Source organism: Roseobacter sp., assembly GCF_039970775.1.
In the GTDB taxonomy this organism is placed as follows: Bacteria; Pseudomonadota; Alphaproteobacteria; order Rhodobacterales; family Rhodobacteraceae; genus Roseobacter.
In genome coordinates, this window is sequence record NZ_JBDVLG010000020.1 from 1 (window position 1) to 23,041 (window position 23,041).

Consider the following 23,041-nt stretch of genomic DNA (forward strand, 5'->3'; position numbering starts at 1 on the left):
TGCCATTTTGAGCTATTGCGAACGACGACCGAAAAGGAACTCCACAGCAGGCGCAGGCGCAGGCGCAGGCGACGACACCGCGCAGGGCGAAGTGATTACCGATGTTCTGGCGGCGCCGGGATAGGCGGCTCCATTTTTGCGCTCCTGAACCTTCTCGAAGGTCTCCATGGAAATCAGCGGCGCGTGCTGCGCCTTGAGCCAGTGGATGCCGTAGTGGTCGGAACAAATGTGGCCCGTGTAAATCGGATGCACAAAGATTTCATGCACGCGTTCCTGTGTAATGTCGCCTTTGCTGTTGCGTGGAAATTCGGGGAAGGACTTGAAAAACCTGCGAACCTCGGCCTGCGTGCGGAAGCGGCCTGACGCAAAACCTTCAAAAGCCTCGCGGATGATCCCGTCAAGCGGCGCATCCGGGATCAAAACTTTCCCGCGCCCGCGCGTTTGCTGGTATTTGTAGCCCACAACCGCTTTGTGAACCCAATATCCGTTCTGCATTCGCGCCTTCATCTTTTGCGCGGATTGGCGTCCGTTCTGCTTGCGCTCAAGCTGGCCCTGCGCGGCCACGATGGTTTCAAAAAACTCACCCTCTGGCGTGTCGTCGAAGCGGAAGTTCAGACATTCAATCGTGGCCCCCCGACGACGCAGCGCCTCTCGAAGTTCAATGTGGAACCGGGTTGAGCGCGCAAAGCGTTTGGGGTCATCGAAGATGATGACGAAGTTTTCGTCCGGCTGAGCATCTAGATACGCCAGCAACGCCACCATGCCGGGGCGCTTCATAAAGTCGATACCGCCCGTGATGGTATCCGGAAATGCGACGACGACCTCGTAGCCCTTTGCTTCGGCATACTGGCGGCAGCGCGTTTCCTGCGAGCCAAGCCCGTCGCCTTCGGTGGCCTGTTTCACGTCACTCACGCGCGCGTAAATGATGGCTTTTTGTGCGCTCATACCGCCTCCTGTTCTTTGTCATCGGGGTCTTGTGAGTTTAGCACAGCAGCCCGCAAAGTGGTGGTGAGATCGAGGTCTTTTCCACTAGTTTTTTCGCCGGTATCGATGTCCCAGCCAAGGTCGATAAAGACCATGACGATAGACCAGACGGTTTCAATGACTTGTTGTTTCTCGGCCTCGGAGGCGGTGCTGGCCTCAAAATAGGGCAGCCAGTCCTGCCAATTGAGATGGATGCTGGGGCGGTGTGGCGGCGGTGTTGGGGGCGTGTCTTTCATATGCGGTCCTTTCGTTTTGCTCCTCCTTTGTGAGAACATAGGCGGAACATGGTGGCTCAAATTTTGAGTTCTGTCTAGGATTTATTTCCTATTTCCAGATGGTTACGGATCAGGAGTAGGACTGTGATTGACTGCGAACTGGCTGCTGCTCTGCGTTTCGAGCCTGCCGGGCAGCTTCGCGCACAGGCGTATGGAATTTCTCTTCCAGCGCCTTGCCGTGGGCATAGAGTTCCTTCCCGTAATGCCGCTTGAAGGCGTCTTTCATCATCTCCTTTGCCGCGTTCTGCGTGATCCCGAATTCGCCCGACAGCGTCACCGCCGCGCGGTCGTAGGCCCTGTAGAAGGGCTGCGTTGGGGCGGCTTCGATCAACGCGCCGATGCTTTCCGCGCAGTCCAACGCCCGCGTTTTGGCAATCACCGACAAATTCTCCTTCGCTGCCGCCAGCCCTTCGCGGGTCTGGTTCATCGACTGGCCATGCGTGGCGATATAGACGTCGCGGATCATCTTCTCGGCCCGCATTGCATCGAACTTTTCGCTGCGGGCAAAGGCGTGGGCATAATCGGTGAGTTTTTCGATGAACGAACCGCTGCAATGGATCTCGGCATGGATGATGTCAGCGATTGCGATGGCCTGCATGAGCTGCGTCTCGGTCATGCTCTTGCCCGAGAAGCTCTCGCGGGCGGCTTGCAGTTTGTCGCCTATAATCATGATCTGTCCTTTCAGGATCGGGAGGGGCCGGAGCGGCCTCTGGTTTGCGCCTCGTGTGGCGAGATTTGATTGGTGGTGGCGAAGGTGTCACGCAGAGGCGTTGGACGGACTTCGCGGGCGTGCGCGGCGCGTTCTTGGCTTTCGCGTTTCGCCCGCTCCTGACAAACATCCCGGAGGTCCTTGTATTGATCCGTTTGATCAATGCGGATGGCGGTGATCCGCGCCTCGTGATCCGCCTGCACCCGGTTGCGGGCCAGCAGATCGATTTTTTCGGCGTTCGGCGGCGTATCCACCACCCAATCCGGTTTTGGATGATCGAGAGTTCGGGATGTGTGCTCGCGCAGGACGACCTCGCGCGCTTCTGCGAGACGCTGGTGATAGTTCGCGCGGAAGGCGTCTTTCTCTGCATCGATACGGTGCGCGGCCTCTTCCAGTATCCCTGCGAACCGATCAAACTCAGGTTGGGTTACGACATTGTTGCGTAGGTTCTGCTCAAGCGCGAGGCGATAGGTCTCACGCACGGCTTGTTCTGTAGATAAATGCATGTTTTTACTGCTCAAATTTGCTGGATGGGGTGCAATCTGCTACACTGTCCCCATGGTTGTTTTTGAAGACATTCAGGACGTAGAAGAATGGCTGGCCCCTTACGATTACGCAGGCTTTTGGACCGCTGTAGCACCTTGGCAAGTGTTCACGGACGACGAGCGGGCGCACTATGATCAGGTCATGGCAGACGGCGAGGTGAACCCGGAAACGGTGCTCCTTTGCCTCAAAGGCATGGCGATGATGGAACTGCGGGCACGCTTTGGCCTGAAGGATCGGCTCTTTGAACCCGAAGACGCGCAATATCTGCGGCGTACCCATTAGGAACTCGCCTTGAAGAAGCGTACCCACGGGCATTTCGCATGAGTGGCAGGCACGGTGATGGCACCGGTCCAGCCGTAGTAGGTGCAGGTTGTGTAGTGGCGTTCGGCGGGCTGCAAATAGCGCGATCCGGCGTAGGTGTAGGTGCCGACGACATGCGGCGTGCCCCAAATGGTGATCGCCAGCCAAAAGCCCGCGATGGGCAGAATCCATAGAATGTAGAGGATATGTTTCATGTGGCTGCTCCGGGTGTTGTCAGGGTGATCTTAGGATCCGGCGGCAGCCGTCCACCTTCGAGTGGGTTCTCGGTGATTTCGGAGCAGAATGGAGCCAGGTTCGCTTGAGACAGTGTACGGTGCACAAAGAACCCCACGCCCTTCACGTGACAGACGGCCTGATCTGCCGGGAGCGACATCAGCTCAGCCGCCGTCATGTGCCGCTGCTTAATGAGGCTGAGATTTGTGTTGGTCTTGATGCTTCCGTTTTCACCACTCAACGCAGTTGCAAGAGCGTGCTGATCCCCCATGGCTTTGGAGATGCGATCCGCTTCTGTGAAGCTGCCAAGGCCTCCGATCCATTGCTTTGTGATGGAATTGTCTTCGACAGTCTGGGTAAGATGCTCGCCATATTTGCGGAGGACCTCACTGTGGCTTTGGGCAATCAAATGATACTCGCCGCCGAAAGCGCGAACGGTACTGATGGCCTCGATCATCAACTTGAGGGGGCTATTGGTGAACTCATCTCCAATGATGCGGAGTGGACCGATGTTTCGGTAAATAGCTTGAACGAAGCCCCCGGTGTGGAGAGCATAGTATGAGCCAAGCTTCGACATGAGAGCCTGTGGCCCTGCCAAGAATACAACATAACCCTCGCGGATTAGATCTTCATGTGAGATTTGCGCATCGCGACCCGCATCTTGCAGTTTTGTACCCGGGCCAAAGTGACGTAGGGCTCTGGCGGCTTCGCCGACGTGTTGTTGGAAGTGTTCGTGATTTCTCATCTCTAAAACGCCACGCGCAGCGGCTTTGAGTGCGGGGTCGCCTTCCTCCGCTTCAATTTCGGCATAGGTCGTGAGCATGTCTAAATCAGAGACAAGAGCGGCTACGGCCCCGGGCGCTGCTAAATTTGGGTCGCGCTTGAGGGATACAGAGTTGGCAAATTCGATGAGTGTTCGAGGCGAATGTCGATAGTAGAAGTTGCGCATGTCTTGATCGGGCGGTTCTTCTATCAACGAATGTGAGACCATCTCGTTGACGTAGATCAGGAGGCTTGGGTCGCGCAGATATGCTGATGCCGTAGATCCAAACGCATTCAACTCAATACGGTACGCGGCCAATTCCGGTCGCACGCCAAAATCATCGATCAACGCAACTTTTCTACCCATGGCGTGGAGCATAGGGATCGCTTGAGCCGCGAGTTCGCCGTCCTTGGGGTCTGATACAAAAACCGCCTTCTCAGGCTCGGATGCTACGAACGAGAACAGACCAGTCATCGCGACTCTGGTGCTTTTGCCCGAACCATTTGGGGCGTAGATGATAGAATGACCCTTTGGTGCCCAAATTGGCTCATCACCCTCAAGTGTCAGGCCTAGTAACCGTCGACCCTCAGGATCAATTGGCCCCGGCACTTTCTGTTTGGCCCACCGCATCATTTGAGCAGGCCCTTTTCGCGTAGGATCTCGAGTGTGGCGGTCGGATCGGCTTTGGGATCAACGCCTTGGGCTTTGAGCGCAGCCATCATGCGTTCATGTCGAATGATCCGGTACAGGTGCCAAATGGCTTTGACCGCGCAGATCAATCCGCCAAGCGCCCAGCAGCCCGCGATGTATAGGAACAACTCAAAGCCGGGCACGGCCATCTGCCAGAACAGCCATGCTCCGCCAAAGCCGATGCAGGCATTGAGACACAGCAGGTTGAATGTAGCCCAGCTTGGGAGCTTCGGTTTCTCGGACATTTCTATGTTCCTTTCGTCCTGCGCATATCGCGCAGGATAGAGCCCGCATCCCGCGCCAAAGGGCGGGATGCGGGCGGTTTGTCATTTTTGGGCAAAACGGATCCGAGGGGTGCGCGTCGCCCCGCGATCCCGCTGCCATCCCCAGTCCGACAGCGCCTGACGGAACCACGCGGGATGCGTGCCGGTGCCGACGTGCCAGATGCGTGCGTGAGGGCGCATATCCGCATGCATGAACCCATGACGGGAGTACGTTCCGAAGCTTGTGAAGCCCTCGGCCAAGAGGTGCCACGTCAACGCATGGCGCTGCAGGGAGGAAAGGCCGTGGAGGTTGATATCCACCGCATCGGAGATCAGGTGACGCGAATGTTTTGCGCCGCCGACGCGGGCATTATGCGCAGGATCACGGTAGCCGGAGGTGATACGGATCGGGTGGCCAACGGCGGCGCGGACGCGGTCCAACGCAGTGATCATCTTCTTGCTGACGGAGACGTAGCCATTGCCCTTGCTGGCAAATTCGCGCGGCGTGAAGTGCTTGGCCGTCCAACCTGTGATCTGATCCGGGTAGCCGCGATAGAACCCGCTATCCGCTTGTGCCGTGACTGCTGTCAGGGCCGTAAGGGAAGCTCCCGCAATAAATTCTCTACGTTTCATTTTTGATCTCCAGTTGTGAGCCGGTTGGCTGTTTCTGAGATCAAGGCTGAAGGGTTTTGCTGTATGAGATGGGCCGCCAGCGGGCTGTTACTGGGCGGATTAAGATCGCGTAACTTTCTGCAATTAAATAAAAAAGAGCGCCCAAAGGCGCTCTTCTTCAAGGCTGGTACTGGACGTCAGGGTGTAGGCCACTGACACGCCGTCCGTCCGGCGCTGATGTCGTCACGTGTGACGCCAGCCGCGCGCCGGGCGCGAGAAGGGACGTCGGCTGCGACAACCGGTGCGCCCCAGTCCTTGTTGCCGAGCCTGATGCGGTGCTGGCTTCCGTCGTGCTGAACAAGGAAGTAGCACCACGCGTTCAGATAGCGGTCAGGGTAATCCTGCGGCACATACTGGATCCCGGTAGTCACCTCGACGCCGCCGAGGCGTGGATGTGGTTCAGAGGCGAAGAGAGAAAAGATGTCAACTTCCACGCCGTTCGGCGTAATCTTCTGTGCCGGGTTCGTCGGCACTCCAGCGCTTTCGGCTTCCGATTCCCAGTCTTGCCCCGTATCTGGATTGAACACGTGCATGTTCTGCGGTGCTGCTGGATCAAGCGGTTTGCTATGGCGTCGATCAGGGGCGTCCTCCCCAGCCAGATCGAAGAGCGTGGCACGTCCTGCCGCATCTTCTGCTGGTGCCTGGTAAGTCATGGACGCGCCATGGCCTTCGACCGTGATGCTCCAAAGCCGCTCTACAGCATAGCGATGTGCCGGGGAAACGGGCCAATCCGACGCGCTCCAACCGAAGTAGACGTCATACCCCTCCAGGCTGCCAGAAAGTGCACTCGTGCCATAGAGAGACGTGTCAGGCCCCGCAGCCACTAATCCATCGGACGGCACGCGATCCCCAACCATGGACTGAGAGGGTGCGTTCACAGGGGCGAAGACCGGATGACCAAAGATGATCAGGTCTGCACCTTCTTCTGGAGCCGGGTAGTGGGTACGCACAAACCGCAACAGCCCGGGGATATCGATTGCGCCGGGGTGTTCGGCATTGGTTGCCGCACGGTCCAAAAAACGACCCACTTTCGCAACAGCTTTGCGGTTGTGCTGGAGCGCGCGTCGGGGTGAGACAGGCTCTGACCCTTTTGGCATCTCGACCTCAGCGACAAGCGCAAGGCTGGTTGCATCGAGAATCCGGGCGTGCTGCCCAGGCTCAAGCGTGGCCAGTAGATGACCAATGGACTGCTCCACCTGGTCTTGCAGTTCTGCCTTGGGCAAGGCGGTGGAAAACGCGATGATGGTCTCGCGTGCGTCCGCAGCGCCTGAAGCTAGTACCGAAGCGCTCAGGAGAGCAGCAGCGGCGCATTGGGATAAAGATGTTCGAAACATGAGATTTCCTTTCATGATTAGATGATTGGGGTGTCGTTTTGCGCGCGACGCGCATCGTGGGAGATGCGGGCCAGCGTGATCTCCGCCTCAAGCGCGTGATCGAGGGTCGCCAGAAAGCCCTCAACCTCGCCCAAACGGGTTTTGAGCGCCGCCAGCTCTGCCTTCAGGTCAGCCCACTGGCGCTCAAGGTAGCGACGCGCGCTGTTGGGGACCTCGCCATTGGCAGCATACAAATCTTGGATCTGAGAAATTCGGAGCGCGATGACGCCGCCTGTGAAGATTTCCGTTGTGAGGGTCACCACGACGAAGGCTGTTTGTTTCAGGCTGCCCCAGAGCGTCGGTTCGGCGAACAGCACACCAACGTCAAAATCCGTACCCAAACCTTTGTAGACCAGCGCGAACAGTACCGCCCAAGCCAGGATCGAAACCGATGTGCTGACCAACAAAAGTGTTTTATAGCGTTTGCGCGCACGATCTGAGCTGAGATGTGCATACATTGTCTTCAGCGCGACCGAGGCCATTGGCGCGATCGCAGCCATGCTCCAAGCCAAAACTGGATTTTGAAGGAAAACGTCGAGCTGTGACCCAACAAGATTGGCGTGCGCCGAAAGCCAGGACGCCGTGAGCGCCACACCAAGGAGCGGTGCCAAGGTGATGACGCCAAGCTTATGTCGCAGTTGATAAGACCAGAATGGGGTCTCGCTATAGCCTTCAGCACTGTCAGTGCCGTGGCGCACCGCTGCTGCTGGCAGGACCTCTGGGCAGTCTTGCAGCTGCGCCCAGGTTTGATCTTTGGCTGCCGATACGCGGTTGATCTCCACTTGAATGTCATCGCGCTCAACTTGCGCTGCAGCGCGGTCTGCGCCGAGCACAGCCCAGTAGGCACTGGTCGTCAAAGCCTCCAGACGCTTGGCAGCCTCCTTTGCATCCGCGATGCGCAGCACCGCATTCATGATCTCCGGACGCCAGGTTTTGATGGCCTCGTCGATTTCCTTGCGGCGCAAAAAGCCAGGGCCTTTGATCCCTGATTTGGTTTTCTTGGATCGTTTCATGGAACCCTCCAGATTGATCACCGCATCATTGCGGCTCTTATCTTTTGAACAGGTCTGGAAGGGAGGAATGGGCTAGCACAAGGCACACTTTGGGCGGATTATGTCCAGATCAGAATTTGCTCGTTGGCCAGGCAAGGATGAGGACCGAGACTACAAGCAATGATAACGCAATCATTTTCCTTGGGTTGGCAGACTCTCCCCAAACGGCGATGCCGAACTCAACGCCCTCAAATGCGGCAGCCAAAACAAACGCTGCGCCACTCAACGACCGAAATGAACCGCCGAGTATAGCAAGCCACAGGAGAGTATGATCTGAAGCCAAGCGGGGGCAGACTGTGCCTACCAAAGACGCCAAGGTTGCGAGAAAAAGGGCTAAGAGTGGTTTCACATATTCGAGCATCTCGAGATTCTCCCCAAAAATGCTACCCCCATCGGAAAGCGCGACAGGGGCAACGCAGTGGGCGACTATTGGGCGGTTACAAAACAGCCTGATCGCAGAATTCCGGGTAACCGGCTCTGGCCAGAAAGACCTTGCGGGCCAAAGAAAGGTAGCAAACCCGCCAAAGCAATTGATCGTTTTCGCTCATGCACAGTTCGTTTGATCGTGGCTTTCTGATCTTTTCTTTAAGGCGGTTCATGTCCCGTCGTGGATACTTCGAGAAAGCATCGCAGATCGTCTTTTCTTTGCGCCAATCTCGAGAAGAAGCGCGGCGGTCAATAAGGATACAGTCCCAATCAAACAAATCGCCTGTCGAGCGCTTGAGATCTAGGTTCCGCAGGATGAAGTTGAACCGTGCGGATCCGGAAGTGCGGCAAAGTCCGGCATTGACGACGGTCTCGACAAACATCGCAGTGCTTTGGTCGTAATCCGGCTCAATGATGCTGTCGAAGTCGTCGCACCACACATCGCCATCATAGCTCAAGGCGATCGACTTTGGTTGAATGTCGACAAGCCGATCATCCGGTAGCATTACCTTTCTCTCCTCTATCGCTTGTTCAAACAAAGCCAATTTACAATCGGCTACATCAATGCCAGTTTCCGGCTGTGCCATGTTTTATCTCCTTGGCACTGCGGAGAAGCGCAACTCCTAGACAGTCAGATGGGCCCATCTGGTTGCGGCGAATGCCTCAACATCCAATGGTGTGGCAGAGTTTGGTCAGCTTGTAATTCCGTGCGGCTGCGGAAATCGCCGGAAACCCGCAGAAACCCGGGAAAAATTACAATACTTTGTTTTTATTGATTTTTTTGTGAATCGTGCTAGTGTGGATGTGTGATTGACTCAAGACCTGGCGAAGGACAAACGCAGTATAACATCAGAGAGATATACGATGACGAGACGGGCGTTATACGGGTGCGGCAGGTGCGGTTGGGCGCAAACCTGCATAGTCCGCCCAGCGGCGAACCTTCCCATGCAATTTTTGACAGCCAAGGCAGGCCACGCACCTTCGAATGGCACCACAATGGTATAGAGCACGCTGACTCTGGCGAACCATCGTCAATCACCTTTTATCCAGACGACGACATGCAACGAGAGTTCTATCGTCTACATGATCAACCCCGACCTAATGTACATGGACCGTTTATTGTTGATCGTCAGATGAGTTCAGGTACAGTTCTTGGCACCAAAGAACTCACAGAGCCGTTTGATCGGCCAAACGATCTTGAACCATAGAAAGTCTTTTGCCACAGTGGGCTTAGCCTTTTTGTGGAGAGCAAATGAAAACCCGACTTATCTTCCCGTATGCGAAGTTCTATGAGGCAGTCAGATACTCGACGCGACTGGAAGACGCAGACCTCAAATACAGATATAAGATGTCGGCTAGATGTTGCGCGTTTTGGTACAGAAATCAAAACTTCGACCTGCAACTCGATGGACCGCAAGACATATGGTGGCAAAACTGGATTAGCGCGCTTGAACCGAAAGAAGCTAAGGACGAGGAGAGCCGTTTATGGAAGCGAGTAAAAAACATCCGAAGAGACAACATCGAAAAGTTAAAGGAGGGGTCTGCACTACATTTTGCTGCAGTTGTTCATCAGGCTCTTCACGCTACCCCTGATCTACGGGCCCAAAAATTTGCAAAACACCTCGATTACCGGGCGTTTGGCGAACCCTCAGAAGAAAAATTTGGCAAAATCTGCGAGTTCATAGAAGAAACCGACTTGCACAGTGCGGAAGTGTTGCACGAAGAGAATAAAGGTAGATCATTGGTTGAGGTTTCCGGTCTTAGTTGGACGCAGATGCCGACCAATAGCTCTGACCGTGAGCTATCTATGGATCTAACTTTCGACGTCTTCGAGCAAGAGATTGGAGGGCGCTATTATGCCTACGGCACCACACAGGCCAGGTTCCAAATTTTGCCTGTGAATTTTGATGTTAAGAAATTTTATCAGAGTAGTCGGCGGGAACTACCGGAATACATAACGGATAATAATCAAGGCCGATATACCGCGCGGGGGCCAAAAGATGATTTTGGGCTTCTCAACGGAAACGCGATTTCTGATGTAATCTGTATTGTCGCGCCAAAAGCCGGTGCGGAAGCTATCGTCCAAATAGAGGCGGAGGTAATGCGCTACCATCTCGATGTGAAATCGATAAACACTGCCACGAACAGGGCTGAGGAAGAGAGTGAGGAAGAACGCATCAACCTGATCAACAAACTGATCTGTGTGCTACTAAATAAGAGGTCACTTAATGCGATGAAACGGGAGATACAGATTTGCCAAGCGAGTATTCATCAGTAGACCAATGGACCTGCCAAAATTGAAAAACCCCTTTGATTGCCTGTCCATTGAAGATCGCGAAAACATCGAAGCGCTTGAGCTTTGCGACGATCTGGACTTCGCAAAGGCTGTCGATATTCTGTCTTTAGACCCTTCCAACGACTTCAAATATGCGGATTTATCGGGCATGAACTTTGAAGGTATAGAACTGTCTCATTTCGATTTCTCAGGCGCAAAACTCGTAAATTGTAACTTTGAAAACTCGACCCTACCAAAGGGTGTTGTAAGAATTCTTGATCGAGTCGAAGCATATGAGTCTAAAGCGCAAGGGCGCTTCTTGAAATCACTTGCCACAATTAGCGCAAATGGAAACATAACGGAGTCAAAAAACTTAAGGACGCAAGCTACGCGATTCATCAAGTTCTCATCCGAAAGCGCTGCCCCCTTAAATTCCATAGTAAAAAAGAATCTAGACGAAAGGTTTGTTGCTCTTGAAGGCATCGTTGAATTAAATATAACAAGCGGCATGGCATCTTTTCTAGGGTTTGGTTTAGCCCCAATAGTTGATGTTCAGATAGATCTTTCTGAATCGGACACCGAGGTATTCGAAACTTTAGATTCTTTGGCCGCAATCATGGAAGACTTTAGCGACATTATTGATGTTACTCTAGAAGTTTGGGATTTGAACGCCTTAATCGATCTGACCTGCTCCCTGAGTCTCCCTCATTCATAACGATAATTTGCGGGTTTGGATTTTATGTTCCACAGTTTCAGTTTGGGCCGACGCGGCGTGCGTGGAGCCTTCAAATTGCTCAAGCGCTCGACGCGCGTGTGATGTGCCACAGGTTGATCTACGGAGCGATATCTGTCGCGCCGGGGCGATGATGCAGACCTATGGTCCAGAATATATCAGTCGTGAGCTAATGGAATGGGTGTCAATCGCAGGGCTTTGAAACATTGCCCTTACAGATTTACGTTTTCTAAAAGGCAGAGGAAATAATGCTACTTGCCCTTCTAAACACAACAAGCAAGATGATCAAAATTACACTTATTACAACGATACTAACTGACGCTATACCAAACGTGAGAAGAACTGCTAGCGTTGGGTTTGTACTAAAAATTGTGTCAGGATGTATTGTGTATCCACATAGAAAGGCCAAAGGTCCGGCAAGAAGCGCTGGTAAGCGTACCAGTACTGCTTTGCTCTTAAGAAGCGAAAATATCAAACAACTTAAAAAAATTAAGATTAGAGCAACTGCTCCAGTGATCACCGCGATCCCAATGTAAACAGTCAGTGACAAGCCTTCTTGAGGGTAGACAGAATAATCGACAAATAACACCAAAGTGACCGATGCCGAAAACCCTAGAATGTAGCTCAACGTGAGCAGTAAAGACTTTAGAAAGCTGAAGGTTTGGTTCGCAAAAAGAATATCAGAGATAGATATCGCGCAGCATTGAAGGAAAATGATGCAACCTAGAAATGCTGAAATGTCTGCAAACACAACGGCCCAAGAACCCCAAGTCGAATACCCGTCAAAAAAAGCAAATAGGATACACAAGCCAGCAGCGAACGCCCAAACAAATGCGTATCCAAAGTCATATGTGGTATATTGACCGGAGTTACTTTTGAGCATCTTCGCGCGTTCTGAATTACTCGGGTGCGCCAAGAAATTGAAAACTTTTACCAGTCCGTTTTTTGCGTTGTGCTTTATTTTGCTATTTTGTTGCTGATCTAGTTGCGCCAAGATATCTTCATAGTTTTCTTGGGCGGCGAGGTTATCTGCTACGAACTCAGTCCGATGAATAACTTTGAAGGCCATAGCTAGCGCGATGCTAAAAAGCACTACCATCGAAACGGTCCAAAACCAGGACGTGTGGTAAAGTTGTTCCGTCGAAGCTTGGTTATTTAGCGGTGCAGCCATGTCTGATAAAAAGCCGTACTCCCTTAATAACCACTGAGAGAAAGATCCACCGCCAGCAAAGATTAGAATTTCGGTCAGTACTTTTTTCGCATTGGTATTTAACCTTACTAAACCTATCTTCTCCAACCCCAATGGTGCCCCTGAGCAAGTGATTACTCCTAGTGCTATCCAAAAAGCGGTGTCAGCTTTCGATATATTGTGGCCTGTGTTAACCGTATTGTAGAGTTCTTTGGATTCGTTCGCCAAAGCGATTATATTTAGGCTCGATCCAATTAACAGCAATGCACTTGTCGCAATAAACCAAACCAAAAGTGCTCCATCGTGGCGCTTATGGTGTATGAGCTCGTGGCGCAGTGCAACTTCCACAGTGCTAGAATTGGTTTTGTCGAAGAATTCCTTTGGTAAAAACAACACCGAAAAGTATGGAATTGAAAATATCCAAGGGTCAGTATTCAAGGACTGACGGAGAAAAATTCTCCTGCTTAGGTTTGCGTGTTTCCTAATTTTTTGCTCAGTTTCCTTCTCGAAACCCTCGAAGGATATCATGAGGTATACAAGCAAAAGCACTGGAAGAAAAAGCGTTGCTAAAGGCGTTATTGCAAACGACGCAATCACAAGAAAGATCGCGAGAGAGTAGTCGTGCCTGCTAAGCCACTTCAATCGCAGATTAGTCAACTGGAGATGTTCGGTGTTTTGAACTTCGATGTTACTCATCACTAATCCTACTAGAATGCGCACTAAATTGCTGTCAGTATTAGATATCTCTGTTGCCTTGCGCATCGTATCATATTGGTGAAATCATCAGCAATATACCAAATGTTAAGAGCCCGGTGATGCGGCTCGGAGGAGATATAAAGTGTGTCGACAGTTTCCACCATCTTTGGGGCAGGTGTGGCGAGAAATACGATGGCGAGCTTTGTGCTGAAGCCCCACAATAAGAACCACTGCTTGCCTCAAGATTATTCATACAGAACAATACGATGGGAACAATACGATGGCAAGCTGTGTTCTGGTAATACCAAAACGATCTTGGCAAGGGGTTAACCCCGTTGCATCCCCCCGAAAGTGCAGTGGCGGCTTGACGAGAACGGCCCCCATTGCGGGCACTCGATAGTCACTTTCCATATAGTCACTTTCCATGCTGCGGTCGCATCCCGCATTGCTACCATTCGCTGCGAGCGCAAAATCCGGGGTTGGTCGATCTCGCAACTCGCGGAAAAATAGAATGCATGTATCGCCTTTAAAACAAGGCGATTTCCGTCGACAAGGGGCAATTATTTTGCGACACTACATTTAAGAAAATACAAAGGTGCAGAAATTAGGCCTTTGAAACAAAATAGGTTTTGACCGACTTAGAGCATTTAGTGAGGGGGTCGCATGTCTAACACAAAGCAAATCCTCGCGATGCTTGAAAGCCGGGCCGATGGCGACGATGAGCAATTTTATGCAATTGCTCTCCAAGTCGCAGCCTCTGAAGCACGATCAGGACGACGTTCGACTGCAGAGCAGCTGCGATCTGCCGTTGAAAAGGCCCGTGAGTTGTCCGGCAAAGGTGCATCGGTCGCCGTCCCGTTTGCATCGCCCCGGGGGGATCTCGCGGACCTTATTGAACTGCGCAGCTTTGAGCACGATCTGGACAATGTCATGCTCAACTCGAAGTTGAGAACTCGTATTGATGACGTCGTGCTACAGCAGAATAAGCGTGATTGGTTGCGCGAACATGGGAAGACGCCAAGTAGACGCGTGTTGTTCGTTGGTCCTCCTGGCTCTGGCAAGACGATGACCGCTGAAGCGTTGGCAGGGGCTTTGCGTTTGCCCTTGTTTGTTATCCGCCTCGAAAGCCTAATCACCCGATATATGGGTGAAACGGCAGCGAAGCTTCGACTGGCTTTTGATGAAACTGCGCGGCACAGGGGTGTATACCTTTTTGACGAGTTTGATGCATTGGGCGGTCATCGCGGTGCCAAAAACGATGTTGCCGAGATGCGTAGAGTACTCAACTCATTTTTGCAGTTTATGGAGGAGCCGAATGGCACTGACAGTTTGATTGTTGGCGCTACGAACTATCCAGATCTTTTAGATCCGGCATTGTTGCGCAGATTTGATTTGGTCTTAGAGTTTCAACCACCATCGGACGACGAGATCAAAGCGATTATCAAAGCGAATTTGCGGCCAATGAAGTACCCCAATTTGGCTTGGAAGAAAATTATTGGATCTGCTCAAGGCTTCAGCCAGTCCGAAATTGCGCGCGCAATCGAAGAAGCGGTGAAGACCGCTATTCTGAATGAGCGCAATAAAGTGACAACCGACGACATTTTACACCGCCTCGATGACCGCAAGGCGATGCGTGACGCATTTGGAGCGGTGAATATAAACTCTTAAGAGTAGCAAATGGTTTCAAGATATAATTTAGAGCATATCGACATTATTAGTCGTAGATCGCGGAACGATTACAAGGCTTCCAACGATCGTTTCCCTGGACAGCAGCAACCGCGCGATCGAACGGTCCACGGCGGTAAGTTGCGCGGCGATTTGGCAACAGCTCTCAGGGGTTTTGACGATAGTCGACCGATTGACCCACGCATCGAACCGGTCAAGGGCGCATTCCTCGAAGTGGAACTCAAACGCGGCGGTGTTGCCGATAAACTTGAGCGTAAAACATCTGGTATAAGACCGCTGGCTGCCCAACTAGACGCCGCTGAAAATAAAGTTGTTGGCCTCTTCGTTCCAGACGAAGCACGCGCAGTTTTGGCGCATGTTTTAGAAGAATATCACACTGGGCCTTTAGCAGAAGACACAAGCAATCCGCCTCAGAAGAGCTTTGTCGATCCGATTGAGAGTTTTCGCCAAGCGCGTCTTGAAACGTTCTGGACCGACGACCCTGCTGCGCTCCCGGATGATCCAACACATTGGATGTGGTGGGAGGTTTGGTGCGTTAAGAGCGCGGAAGCCGAGCTGGAACAACTTGCTGAACAGTTAGATGCGCGCTGTGCGGCTGTGGATCAGCGCCTGCAATTCCCGGAGCATGTGGTAATTCCTGTTTATGCCAACCGCACGATGATTGAGATCATGCTGTTTGGACGATTTGCGATTATGGAGCTGCGACGGGCAACTGATAATCCGACTTTCTTTCTTGATACTCTGGACGACGATGAGCAGGTTGTGTGGACGGACGATCTCGCAAGTCGGGTGCAGTGGCCTGTCTCAGACGCACCAAGTGTATGTCTGCTTGATAGTGGTGTGAACCGGGCTCACAACCTTATTGAACCCGCACTTGCGGCAAACGAACAGGATGCTGTTGTAAGGTCATGGGGCGTTGACGATAGCGGCCCTTTCCCGGGTCACGGAACACAGATGGCTGGGTTGGCCCTACATGGTGATCTCACATTTCGCCTTGGGTCATCTATTCCCTACGAACTGCGTCACCGTTTAGAGTCCATCAAGATTTTACCACCGTCTGGTGTCGCAGCAACCGAAGAGCGGTTTTATGGATCTGTTACAAAATCAGCAGTAAGCATTGCGGAAGCCAACCATCCAGATCGGCGGCGTGTATTCTGCATGGCGGTGACGAATGACGGTGTTTCAGGCATTCAACCAACTACTTGGAGTGCAGCCATTGATCAAGAGGCCGCTGGTGTAACGATTGGTGGGGAGCAGGCTCCCAGAAGGCTTTTCGTCATTTCAGCGGGAAACGCACCGAACCCTATTATGATGCGGGATGTCAAACCCGTTGACACACTTGCCATCGAGGATCCAGCACAGGCCTGGAACGCGCTGGTTGTGGGTGGCTATACAGATAAGATCGACATTCAAGAGCCTGAGCTTGCGGACTACAAACCGATGTCTGATGCGGGTGAACTCAGCCCTTACACAAGGTCTTCGACCCTTTGGACGAAAGGTCGTAGCCCCTACAAGCCTGACATTGTCATGGAAGCTGGCAACCGCGCTGTTGATCCGATGGAGCTGACTGCCGTTGACACAAATTCTCTGTCTGTCCTGACTTCGGGGCCCGATGTTGGCCGCAAACCACTGACAGCTTTTCGCGCGACCAGTGCGGCAACTGCAGAAGCCTCGCGTCTTGCAGCACGGTTGATGGAGCGCCATCCTGATTATTGGCCGGAAACCATTCGTGGACTTTTGGTGCATGGCGCTGAATGGACAGATAAAATGCGCCGTGTGCTCGACCCACTTGGGAAGACGGATGCCGCCGCATTATTACGTCACTTCGGCTATGGCGTGCCAACTTTTGAACGTGCGGCTGCATCGGCCGAGAACCATCTCGCGCTAGTCGCGCAAAGTGAGATCCAGCCATATACATCTTCCGGGGGAAGAAGCTTCAAGGATTGCCATTACTATGATCTTCCTTGGCCAGCTGCGGCACTTGAACTGTTGGGTGACAAAGAAGTTAAGTTGAAGATCACTTTGTCGTATTTTGTGGAACCTAACCCTGGCGCACTCTCAACTTTAGATGCGTACAGGTATCAGTCTTTCGGTCTTCGCTTTGATCTCAAACGGCGAAACGAAACTCTGACTAATTTCAAAAAGCGGGTGAACGTCGCTGAACGTGCAGACCGTTTCGATAAGCCGCCATCGGGGAGCGATGACGGTAATTGGCGGTTTGGGCCAGACTCGATTTCCTGTGGTTCTTTGCACAGTGATGAATGGTCGGGCCCGGCTGCGCATTTGCTAACGCGGGATGTGCTTTGTATCAAGCCGGTCGGCGGATGGTGGCGCGGCCGCGCTGATGCGAAAGTCTGCAACAAAAAGACGCGTTATGCCTTGGTCGTGTCGATCAAAACCCAAGATCAGAGCGTGACACTCCACACCGATATCTCTGCTATCATTTCGCCAACTATCACTGTGGGCACGGACGTCGAAATCGGATTTTAGGACTGACCATTTCCCCAAGATTCCTTATTCGCAAACGCTCGATACCGCGCTCCCGGGCGTTTGCTATGCGGACTACAGCCCCATCACTAATCGAATGTCTCTCTATTGACGGTGCAATCTAAAAAATGGCTCTGCGGCAAATATCAGGACACCGCCCTGATACCTTTCGCTGAGGCGGTAGACGAATATTTGGTCCGCGTTTTGAAGACACAATACTACGACAATTTATCTCAAACCAAGCGTCTAAGCCCGCGCAGCAAGGTGCTCTCGGAAACTTCGAACCGTTCCAGCAGGCTCGCAACTGACCACCCTTCTTGGTGTAACAGGCGGTGGGCCTCTACGACATCCTCAACACTCAGCTTCGGCGGACGTCCCAGCCTTGCCCCACGTGTGCGCGCCGCTGCCAGCCCGTTACGGGTGTTTTCGCGGATGAGATCGCGGTGGAATTCGGCTATGGCGGCGAAGATGTGGAAGACCAGCTTGCCGCCCGGGGTGGCGGTGTTGATGCCTTCGGTGAGCGAGCAAAAGTGGACGCCGTCTTTGTCTAACCGGGTCAGCAGATCGGCGAGATGAAGTACGGATCGCCCGAGGCGGTCCATCTTGTAGACCACCAATGTGTCGCCCGCTTGTAGGGCGTCCAACAGTTCGTCTAGGCCGGGGCGTGCAGCTTTTGCGCCCGACACGCCGTGATCATAGTAGACCTGTGTGCAGGCGGCGCGGGTCAGCGCGTCGAACTGCATGTCGAGCCGTTGGTCGTCGGTTGAGACGCGCGCGTACCCCAGCAGGCTCGCGCCTTTGGTCTGAGAAAGTGGCTGTGGCCAAAGCTCCATGGGCGTTTCTCGCTGGCAAAAAGGAAGGTTTTTGACATCTCGCCATTTCGTCTCTCCATTCTTGTCGCTCGCATCCCGAGCCTTTGATTTCCCAGCGTTTCGCGTGGCTTGCTTTTTGTCGCGTTTCACATATCCTCCATAGTCAATAACCTTCGGTTTTGATTGGAACATTTTGGGGTGGGATGCGGAAGATCGCACTTGCGGCGGCGCTGGTCTGTCCACAGGTTTCAGCGGCGCAAGAGTTTACGGGTAAGACGTTTCTGACTTGGTCAAATGCCGATCAACGCGGCTACATCAGCGCTCAGCTGGTGATGGCATCAACGATTGCATCCCGGATCAAGCCGGACATGAACGCATGCATCGCGGGCGCTTTCTTTGATGGAACTGGTATGTCGGACGCTGCATTTGATCAGGTGGTGCAGACAATCGGAGAGTACCAAGATTTTCACCCAAGCTCCGTCTTGGTGATCCTATTGGAAAATGAATGCGGTACGTTCAACTAAGGCGCATCAGCCGCCGATGGTGGGGAACGCAACAGGGCCGACGGTGATTTCCGCCTCGGCTGACACTGTCGACGCTTCAAGAGCAACGGTATCGGGGCGCGCAGAGTCGATCTCTTCCAACGCATCTCCGATTTCGTCTTTGGTCATTGGATTGCCACGATCTTCATGGCGATCCCTGATGCCGCCCAACGTGTCGTTGCGGTATTTGCGCCAATCATCGAGGCTGGTAATCAACGCGTCGTGGCGGCCTTTGGCGTCAAAGTAATCCTCCGCGCTTGGGGCATTGGGTGGCCACTGAATGCCTTCGGCAATCTCTGGCGGTAGCTCTTCGCCATCGGCGTTCACAACGCGTCCGTCAGCGGTGCGGAACACAGGCGCGCCGTCCGGTCCTTTGGCGGCGTTCGTTTCCATGTCAGCAATTTCGTCTTCGACGGCCTCCAGGGCGGTCTCAATCGCCGCGATGGTTTGATCGGCGTTGCGTTCTGCCTCTGACAGACGGGTGCCGAGTTCTTCGTAAAGCGCCCGATACGCGGGGTCTTGCAGCAGGCGGTCCAGCGCATCTTGATATGCGCGTTCGCTCTTCTTGCGCTCCGCGTTTTCTGCATCGCGGGTCTGGCCGCCAAAGCGCATTTGACGTCCCGTATCACGCCCGGCAATGGCGTTTTGGAAATCATCTGTATCCTCGCGCCAGCGGGCGTCTGCGATCTTGGCCTTATCTTTATCTGTCAGCTCGGTTTCCATGCGTCTCCATAATTTCGAGTAATGCCAATAGTTTATCATATTTGACTGTAATCTCGCAAATTTAGGTACGACGGTATGAGACAAGTGTGGGCGCATCCGCTGGCGCGGATCAGGCCCTCGTGAACCAAACCCACCCGTTTCCCTTGGTGGTTTCGGCCATGCGGCGTCGGTCCTTTGCGCGGTCGGCTGCCGCCTCGCATCTTTACAGGTGCCGCAGCGGGCTGCGTCATGGGCTTGGGGCGCTGCCCCGGGCGCACTTCGCATAAAATAGATCGAACAGCATCTTTCGTCGTCGGTTCCCCCGCAAGCGGTTCCCCCAATGACGAAGAGATCCTTTCGCCGATTTTCCGCGCCGTTTGCACCCCCGCTCTCGGCGAGGGCCAAGGGTTGCATGCGCAACCCCGATCCCATGAAAGGACGAAAAAATGCAGATGAATCAGATTATTGAGGGCGATTCCGCCAAAGTGTTAGAACAACTCCCAGAGGGCAGCATTGACCTTGTGGTGACCGATCCGCCGTATTTGGTGAACTACCGCGACCGCACGGGCCGCAGTTTGCAAAACGATGACAACGCGGGCGGTGTGATGCCCGTTTTCGCCCCGATGGCGCGGGCGATGAAGCGCGACAGCTACGCGGTGTGTTTTGCGGGCTGGTCAGCCTTGCCGCAATTCACCGCCGCTTGGGAGGCCGCAGGGCTTCGCATCGTCAGCCAGATCATTTGGCAAAAACAATATGCCTCCCGCAAGGGCTTTACCGAATACCGTCATGAAAGCGCGTATGTCTTGGCCAAGGGCAACCCCGCCAAGCCCGCGCATCCGCTGCCAAGCGTCATGGATTGGGTCTATTCGGGCAATCGCAGCCACCCGACAGAAAAGGCCGTGGATATTCTTGCGCCGCTTATTCGGTGTTTTTCCAAGCAAGGCGATCTGGTGTGTGACCTATTCAGCGGGTCGGGCAGCACATCCGTTGCGGCGGCATTGACGGGCGGGCGTATCTCGGCATCGACATTGACGCGGCACATGTGCGCACCGCGCAGGCGCGTCTTGCGGGCGTTAGTCGATTCCAAGCAGAGCAAGTCGCTTAGAGAATTGGAAGAAAGGAATTACAATGACTTATAGCATTCAAACATTTTCATTCGTCGATGGTTGGGCGAATACATGGACCGATATTGACGCGGGCGGCGTGTCGCATCCTGTCGAGTTCGCGACACAAGCCGAGGCTCAAATAGAACTTCAACGGTTTTGCAGCGAACGAGGGCAGAGCATTGAAAACATGCGAATAATCTCCATCACAGGAGAGGTGATATGAGCAAACAAGATCAGCTCGGATTTGATGTCCTCTTGCAGGATGCGGCGGCAGACAACGCTGCCCGCATCTTTGCCCGTGAAACCGCGCATTTGCCCGATACGTGGGAAGACGCGCTGGTGTTCCATCGCAACCAGATCAACGAGCATCACGCCGCTATGTTGGCAACGGATTTTGACGGCGCCCTTGCGATCAGGAATGACGCACATTTACTGGCAACGAAGCTCAACGGAGGCAAACCCGGCATTCTGGCGGGAGACGATGCACCGGGGTGTCGGTTGGATACGCTGGCGCGTGCGCCGAACGGCGAAGTGCCGCTCTGGGGGCAAAGCGGCTACTTTGAGATAGAAGCCGCAGGCATGACCGCCCGCATCGACATGGGCGGCATGTTCGGCATTGGCGCAACAGCTATGCCGTTTTTGGGATTCGCAGCCCGTGCCGCGCTTCGAGACAAACCATTCCTCAGCGAAACAGGCTACCGCAGTTTCTTAGGCGTGACCGTAACGCCAGAGCGCGGCATGGATACAGCAGGTTTTGTGCGGCGGGTGATTGAGGTTTATGTCGATACGGAATTGCGCGGGAAACTGGTGCAGATTGATCCTAAATGGTCGAAATAATGCTCCCAAAAAAAAGCGGACAGACCATATGGTCTGCTCCGCGTTTCTATCAGGTCATTGGCGACCTGATGGGAAGGAATGACGGCAGTAATGCATTGCAGCCATTGGTGGAATATACGGCGAATGCTGGGGCAGAGCCCATTCCAAGGGTCAAGATCGGCATGTCAGGAGCTCAATATGACGAATGCTGTATGTTGCACGAAAGTCCGCCTTGACGAAATTTGGGGCAAAACACTCAACAGAACAGATAATTGTGTCGGGTAGTAGACCAGTCTATTGTGCTGAGAGCCCGTAGGGATTAATAGAGATAGATAGCTGATATACCACCTGAGGAGGATGATGAGTAGTCATATTGTAAGCGGTATCGTAGGGATGATATTTGGAGTTTTAGGAACCGTGGTGTTCGTCGAACCCGCAGCCAACGTTCGCGATTTTCTGGAAGACAAAGTGCGGTCATGTGGCGATGCGGCTACAATAGGTTTCAAGGAAATGGAAAAGGGCGAGGCGAACCTTTCAATCGTCCGCCGAAACCTTGAGGCAGCGGCTCAATGCAACACAAGAATAGGTGGGCAGGCTGCGGCAGCGTTGTCTAAGCTACATTGTGACGGTCAGTTCGGAAAGGACGAAAAATTCAGGGGTCAGATGTGGCTTCAAGCGGCAGCGCAGAATACCAGAACGCTAAAGAGTCATTATTCCCCGGCACAGAAATCATGTGATGGGTGATCAATTTTACAAAACACACTCTTCAAACGGTCGGAACAGACACAATTCACGATACTTTCTTAAATCAGCGGTCATACTCTTTTCTGAATCGGTCAAATCTGGAGCATTGGGCTGTGAGGGGATATCCTCTGGACGAACTATTTTTGGGGATGGCACATTCCTATTCGAAGTTCCTCCGTTCGACGGTAATAGAACCATTATCTGATGACGTACGTCGCTATAAAAACTTTCGGCCCATGAAGTTTTTGATGCACTGCTTTGCATTAATCGTAAACTCCGTTGGAGTTCGGCGTCTCTCGAAACGAAAGTGCCAAAGGTAGTTGGGTAGTTAGTACCTGCGGGCCATTTTCGAAGCAACTCGACATCTTCTTTAGTATTAAGATATGAATCGGTTTCGCAGCGTGCTTCCAAGCGATTGAGTTTGTCTAACAATTGCAAAGAATCTTCCCGCAGCCCTCCGCTCAACTCTATTATGTATCTCGCATAGTTTTCAATATTAACTCTGGCGCTACCTTGGAAAACTGTTTCTGCAATCCCTCCTAAGGGTACTTGTGATGGAGACATGATGTCTGTTTGTAGAAGGAAAATAGTGTTGATCGTAGGGGCTAACAATCGACTATTATTTGTTATCGTTTCAACACAAGAACGGGGTGCGTTTTTGAAGTAAGCCTTCTGAAAAGTTGGATTGATCCGTCCAGTTTGAATGTCGATTTCTTTTGGTGCCACTGAACCTGTTGAACAGGCTGTCAATACAAGAAGGCCGCAGATTTTAATGTACTTTGGTAACATCCGCATACCTTAAGTTTATATGTTATAACTAGTTCAAGTTAATCAAAAATCTGCTTGTGTTGCAGCGGTTTAACAGAATACCTATTTTATGTGATATTCTGGGTGGATTGACTATCAAAAAAATTCCAATTAATTCAGTAACTTAAAATTTTGCACATCACTAAGATTTAGCAGTTG

25 protein-coding genes are annotated in these 23,041 nt (G+C 52.8%); 10 read left to right on the forward strand and 15 right to left on the reverse strand.

The annotated features are described in order from the left end of the window. Positions 1 to 12: 12 nt before the first annotated feature. The 4 genes from ABJH13_RS04105 to ABJH13_RS04120 form a co-directional block, all read right to left on the reverse strand. On the reverse strand, positions 13 to 945 hold the full coding sequence (locus ABJH13_RS04105) for a recombinase family protein (protein ID WP_348404945.1): 933 nt from the start codon (positions 943 to 945) through the stop codon (positions 13 to 15). Further along, the gene (locus ABJH13_RS04110) at positions 942 to 1,220 is read right to left on the reverse strand and encodes a hypothetical protein (protein WP_348404946.1); all 279 of its coding nucleotides are present in this window, start codon (positions 1,218 to 1,220) and stop codon (positions 942 to 944) included. Before ABJH13_RS04110 ends, ABJH13_RS04105 begins: the two co-directional genes overlap by 4 nt. A gap of 109 nt (positions 1,221 to 1,329) precedes the next feature. Further along, on the reverse strand, positions 1,330 to 1,929 hold the full coding sequence (locus ABJH13_RS04115; protein WP_348404947.1) for a hypothetical protein: 600 nt from the start codon (positions 1,927 to 1,929) through the stop codon (positions 1,330 to 1,332). 11 nt (positions 1,930 to 1,940) lie between these two features. Next, the gene (locus ABJH13_RS04120; RefSeq protein WP_348404948.1) at positions 1,941 to 2,474 is read right to left on the reverse strand and encodes a hypothetical protein; all 534 of its coding nucleotides are present in this window, start codon (positions 2,472 to 2,474) and stop codon (positions 1,941 to 1,943) included. Between ABJH13_RS04120 and ABJH13_RS04125 the strand changes: the two genes are divergently transcribed. Further along, positions 2,473 to 2,796, forward strand: coding sequence for a hypothetical protein (locus ABJH13_RS04125; RefSeq protein ID WP_348404949.1), 324 nt, complete (start codon positions 2,473 to 2,475; stop codon positions 2,794 to 2,796). The two genes, ABJH13_RS04120 and ABJH13_RS04125, sit on opposite strands and share 2 nt — an antisense overlap. Here the strand turns inward: ABJH13_RS04125 and ABJH13_RS04130 are convergent. The 7 genes from ABJH13_RS04130 to ABJH13_RS04160 form a co-directional block, all read right to left on the reverse strand. Then, positions 2,793 to 3,029 carry a hypothetical protein gene (locus tag ABJH13_RS04130; RefSeq protein WP_348404950.1) on the reverse strand — a complete coding sequence of 79 codons (237 nt, stop codon included), beginning with the start codon at positions 3,027 to 3,029 and terminating at the stop codon, positions 2,793 to 2,795. The genes ABJH13_RS04125 and ABJH13_RS04130 overlap by 4 nt on opposite strands. Next, entirely contained in the window at positions 3,026 to 4,285 is a 1,260-nt protein-coding gene (locus ABJH13_RS04135; RefSeq protein WP_348404951.1) for a TraM recognition domain-containing protein, read from the reverse strand. The genes ABJH13_RS04130 and ABJH13_RS04135 overlap by 4 nt, the downstream gene beginning before the upstream one ends. A gap of 155 nt (positions 4,286 to 4,440) precedes the next feature. After that, the gene (locus ABJH13_RS04140) at positions 4,441 to 4,746 is read right to left on the reverse strand and encodes a hypothetical protein (RefSeq protein ID WP_348404952.1); all 306 of its coding nucleotides are present in this window, start codon (positions 4,744 to 4,746) and stop codon (positions 4,441 to 4,443) included. An 81-nt stretch (positions 4,747 to 4,827) separates the two neighbouring features. Then, the gene (locus ABJH13_RS04145; protein WP_348404953.1) at positions 4,828 to 5,397 is read right to left on the reverse strand and encodes a D-Ala-D-Ala carboxypeptidase family metallohydrolase; all 570 of its coding nucleotides are present in this window, start codon (positions 5,395 to 5,397) and stop codon (positions 4,828 to 4,830) included. Positions 5,398 to 5,573: 176 nt separating this feature from the next. Continuing rightward, positions 5,574 to 6,770 (reverse strand): hypothetical protein, encoded by a 1,197-nt coding sequence (locus tag ABJH13_RS04150; RefSeq protein WP_348404954.1) that lies wholly within the window; start codon positions 6,768 to 6,770, stop codon positions 5,574 to 5,576. A gap of 17 nt (positions 6,771 to 6,787) precedes the next feature. After that, entirely contained in the window at positions 6,788 to 7,822 is a 1,035-nt protein-coding gene (locus ABJH13_RS04155) for a hypothetical protein (RefSeq protein ID WP_348404955.1), read from the reverse strand. Positions 7,823 to 8,298: 476 nt separating this feature from the next. Beyond that, positions 8,299 to 8,874, reverse strand: a complete 576-nt coding sequence (locus ABJH13_RS04160) for a hypothetical protein (protein WP_348404956.1) — start codon at positions 8,872 to 8,874, stop codon at positions 8,299 to 8,301. 665 nt (positions 8,875 to 9,539) lie between these two features. Here ABJH13_RS04160 and ABJH13_RS04165 point away from each other — a divergent pair. Together ABJH13_RS04165 and ABJH13_RS04170 are read left to right on the forward strand one after the other, a co-directional pair. Continuing rightward, the gene (locus ABJH13_RS04165; RefSeq protein ID WP_348404957.1) at positions 9,540 to 10,565 is read left to right on the forward strand and encodes a hypothetical protein; all 1,026 of its coding nucleotides are present in this window, start codon (positions 9,540 to 9,542) and stop codon (positions 10,563 to 10,565) included. 19 nt (positions 10,566 to 10,584) lie between these two features. Continuing rightward, a complete protein-coding gene (locus ABJH13_RS04170) occupies positions 10,585 to 11,277 on the forward strand; it encodes a pentapeptide repeat-containing protein (RefSeq protein ID WP_348404958.1) in 693 nt (230 codons plus the stop codon). A 247-nt stretch (positions 11,278 to 11,524) separates the two neighbouring features. Here ABJH13_RS04170 and ABJH13_RS04175 read toward each other — a convergent pair whose 3' ends face one another. Continuing rightward, the gene (locus tag ABJH13_RS04175) at positions 11,525 to 13,180 is read right to left on the reverse strand and encodes a hypothetical protein (protein WP_348404959.1); all 1,656 of its coding nucleotides are present in this window, start codon (positions 13,178 to 13,180) and stop codon (positions 11,525 to 11,527) included. 663 nt (positions 13,181 to 13,843) lie between these two features. Between ABJH13_RS04175 and ABJH13_RS04180 the strand changes: the two genes are divergently transcribed. After that, complete coding sequence (locus tag ABJH13_RS04180) at positions 13,844 to 14,848, forward strand: AAA family ATPase (protein ID WP_348404960.1); 1,005 nt, start codon at positions 13,844 to 13,846, stop codon at positions 14,846 to 14,848. Between the two features lie 9 nt (positions 14,849 to 14,857). After that, complete coding sequence (locus ABJH13_RS04185) at positions 14,858 to 17,356, forward strand: S8 family peptidase (protein ID WP_348404961.1); 2,499 nt, start codon at positions 14,858 to 14,860, stop codon at positions 17,354 to 17,356. A 230-nt stretch (positions 17,357 to 17,586) separates the two neighbouring features. On the opposite strand, the gene ABJH13_RS04190 is transcribed toward ABJH13_RS04185, so the two are convergent. Beyond that, positions 17,587 to 18,186 (reverse strand): recombinase family protein, encoded by a 600-nt coding sequence (locus tag ABJH13_RS04190; protein WP_348404962.1) that lies wholly within the window; start codon positions 18,184 to 18,186, stop codon positions 17,587 to 17,589. 182 nt (positions 18,187 to 18,368) lie between these two features. Between ABJH13_RS04190 and ABJH13_RS04195 the strand changes: the two genes are divergently transcribed. Then, a complete protein-coding gene (locus tag ABJH13_RS04195; protein WP_348404963.1) occupies positions 18,369 to 18,689 on the forward strand; it encodes a hypothetical protein in 321 nt (106 codons plus the stop codon). A gap of 6 nt (positions 18,690 to 18,695) precedes the next feature. On the opposite strand, the gene ABJH13_RS04200 is transcribed toward ABJH13_RS04195, so the two are convergent. Beyond that, the gene (locus ABJH13_RS04200) at positions 18,696 to 19,430 is read right to left on the reverse strand and encodes a hypothetical protein (RefSeq protein WP_348404964.1); all 735 of its coding nucleotides are present in this window, start codon (positions 19,428 to 19,430) and stop codon (positions 18,696 to 18,698) included. Positions 19,431 to 19,855: 425 nt separating this feature from the next. On the opposite strand from ABJH13_RS04200, the gene ABJH13_RS04205 reads away from it, so the two are divergent. The 4 genes from ABJH13_RS04205 (at position 19,856) to ABJH13_RS04220 (ending at position 22,075) form a co-directional block, all read left to right on the forward strand. Beyond that, positions 19,856 to 20,548, forward strand: a complete 693-nt coding sequence (locus tag ABJH13_RS04205) for a DNA methyltransferase (protein WP_348404965.1) — start codon at positions 19,856 to 19,858, stop codon at positions 20,546 to 20,548. Continuing rightward, positions 20,538 to 20,738, forward strand: coding sequence for a hypothetical protein (locus ABJH13_RS04210; RefSeq protein ID WP_348404966.1), 201 nt, complete (start codon positions 20,538 to 20,540; stop codon positions 20,736 to 20,738). Before ABJH13_RS04205 ends, ABJH13_RS04210 begins: the two co-directional genes overlap by 11 nt. Then, positions 20,735 to 21,352: a hypothetical protein gene (locus ABJH13_RS04215; protein ID WP_348404967.1), complete on the forward strand. Its 618-nt coding sequence runs from the start codon at positions 20,735 to 20,737 to the stop codon at positions 21,350 to 21,352. The genes ABJH13_RS04210 and ABJH13_RS04215 overlap by 4 nt, the downstream gene beginning before the upstream one ends. Before the next feature lie 339 nt (positions 21,353 to 21,691). Beyond that, positions 21,692 to 22,075, forward strand: coding sequence for a hypothetical protein (locus ABJH13_RS04220; RefSeq protein WP_348404968.1), 384 nt, complete (start codon positions 21,692 to 21,694; stop codon positions 22,073 to 22,075). Positions 22,076 to 22,081: 6 nt separating this feature from the next. Here ABJH13_RS04220 and ABJH13_RS04225 read toward each other — a convergent pair whose 3' ends face one another. Continuing rightward, a complete protein-coding gene (locus ABJH13_RS04225; RefSeq protein ID WP_348404969.1) occupies positions 22,082 to 22,864 on the reverse strand; it encodes a hypothetical protein in 783 nt (260 codons plus the stop codon). Between the last annotated feature and the right edge of the window lie 177 nt (positions 22,865 to 23,041).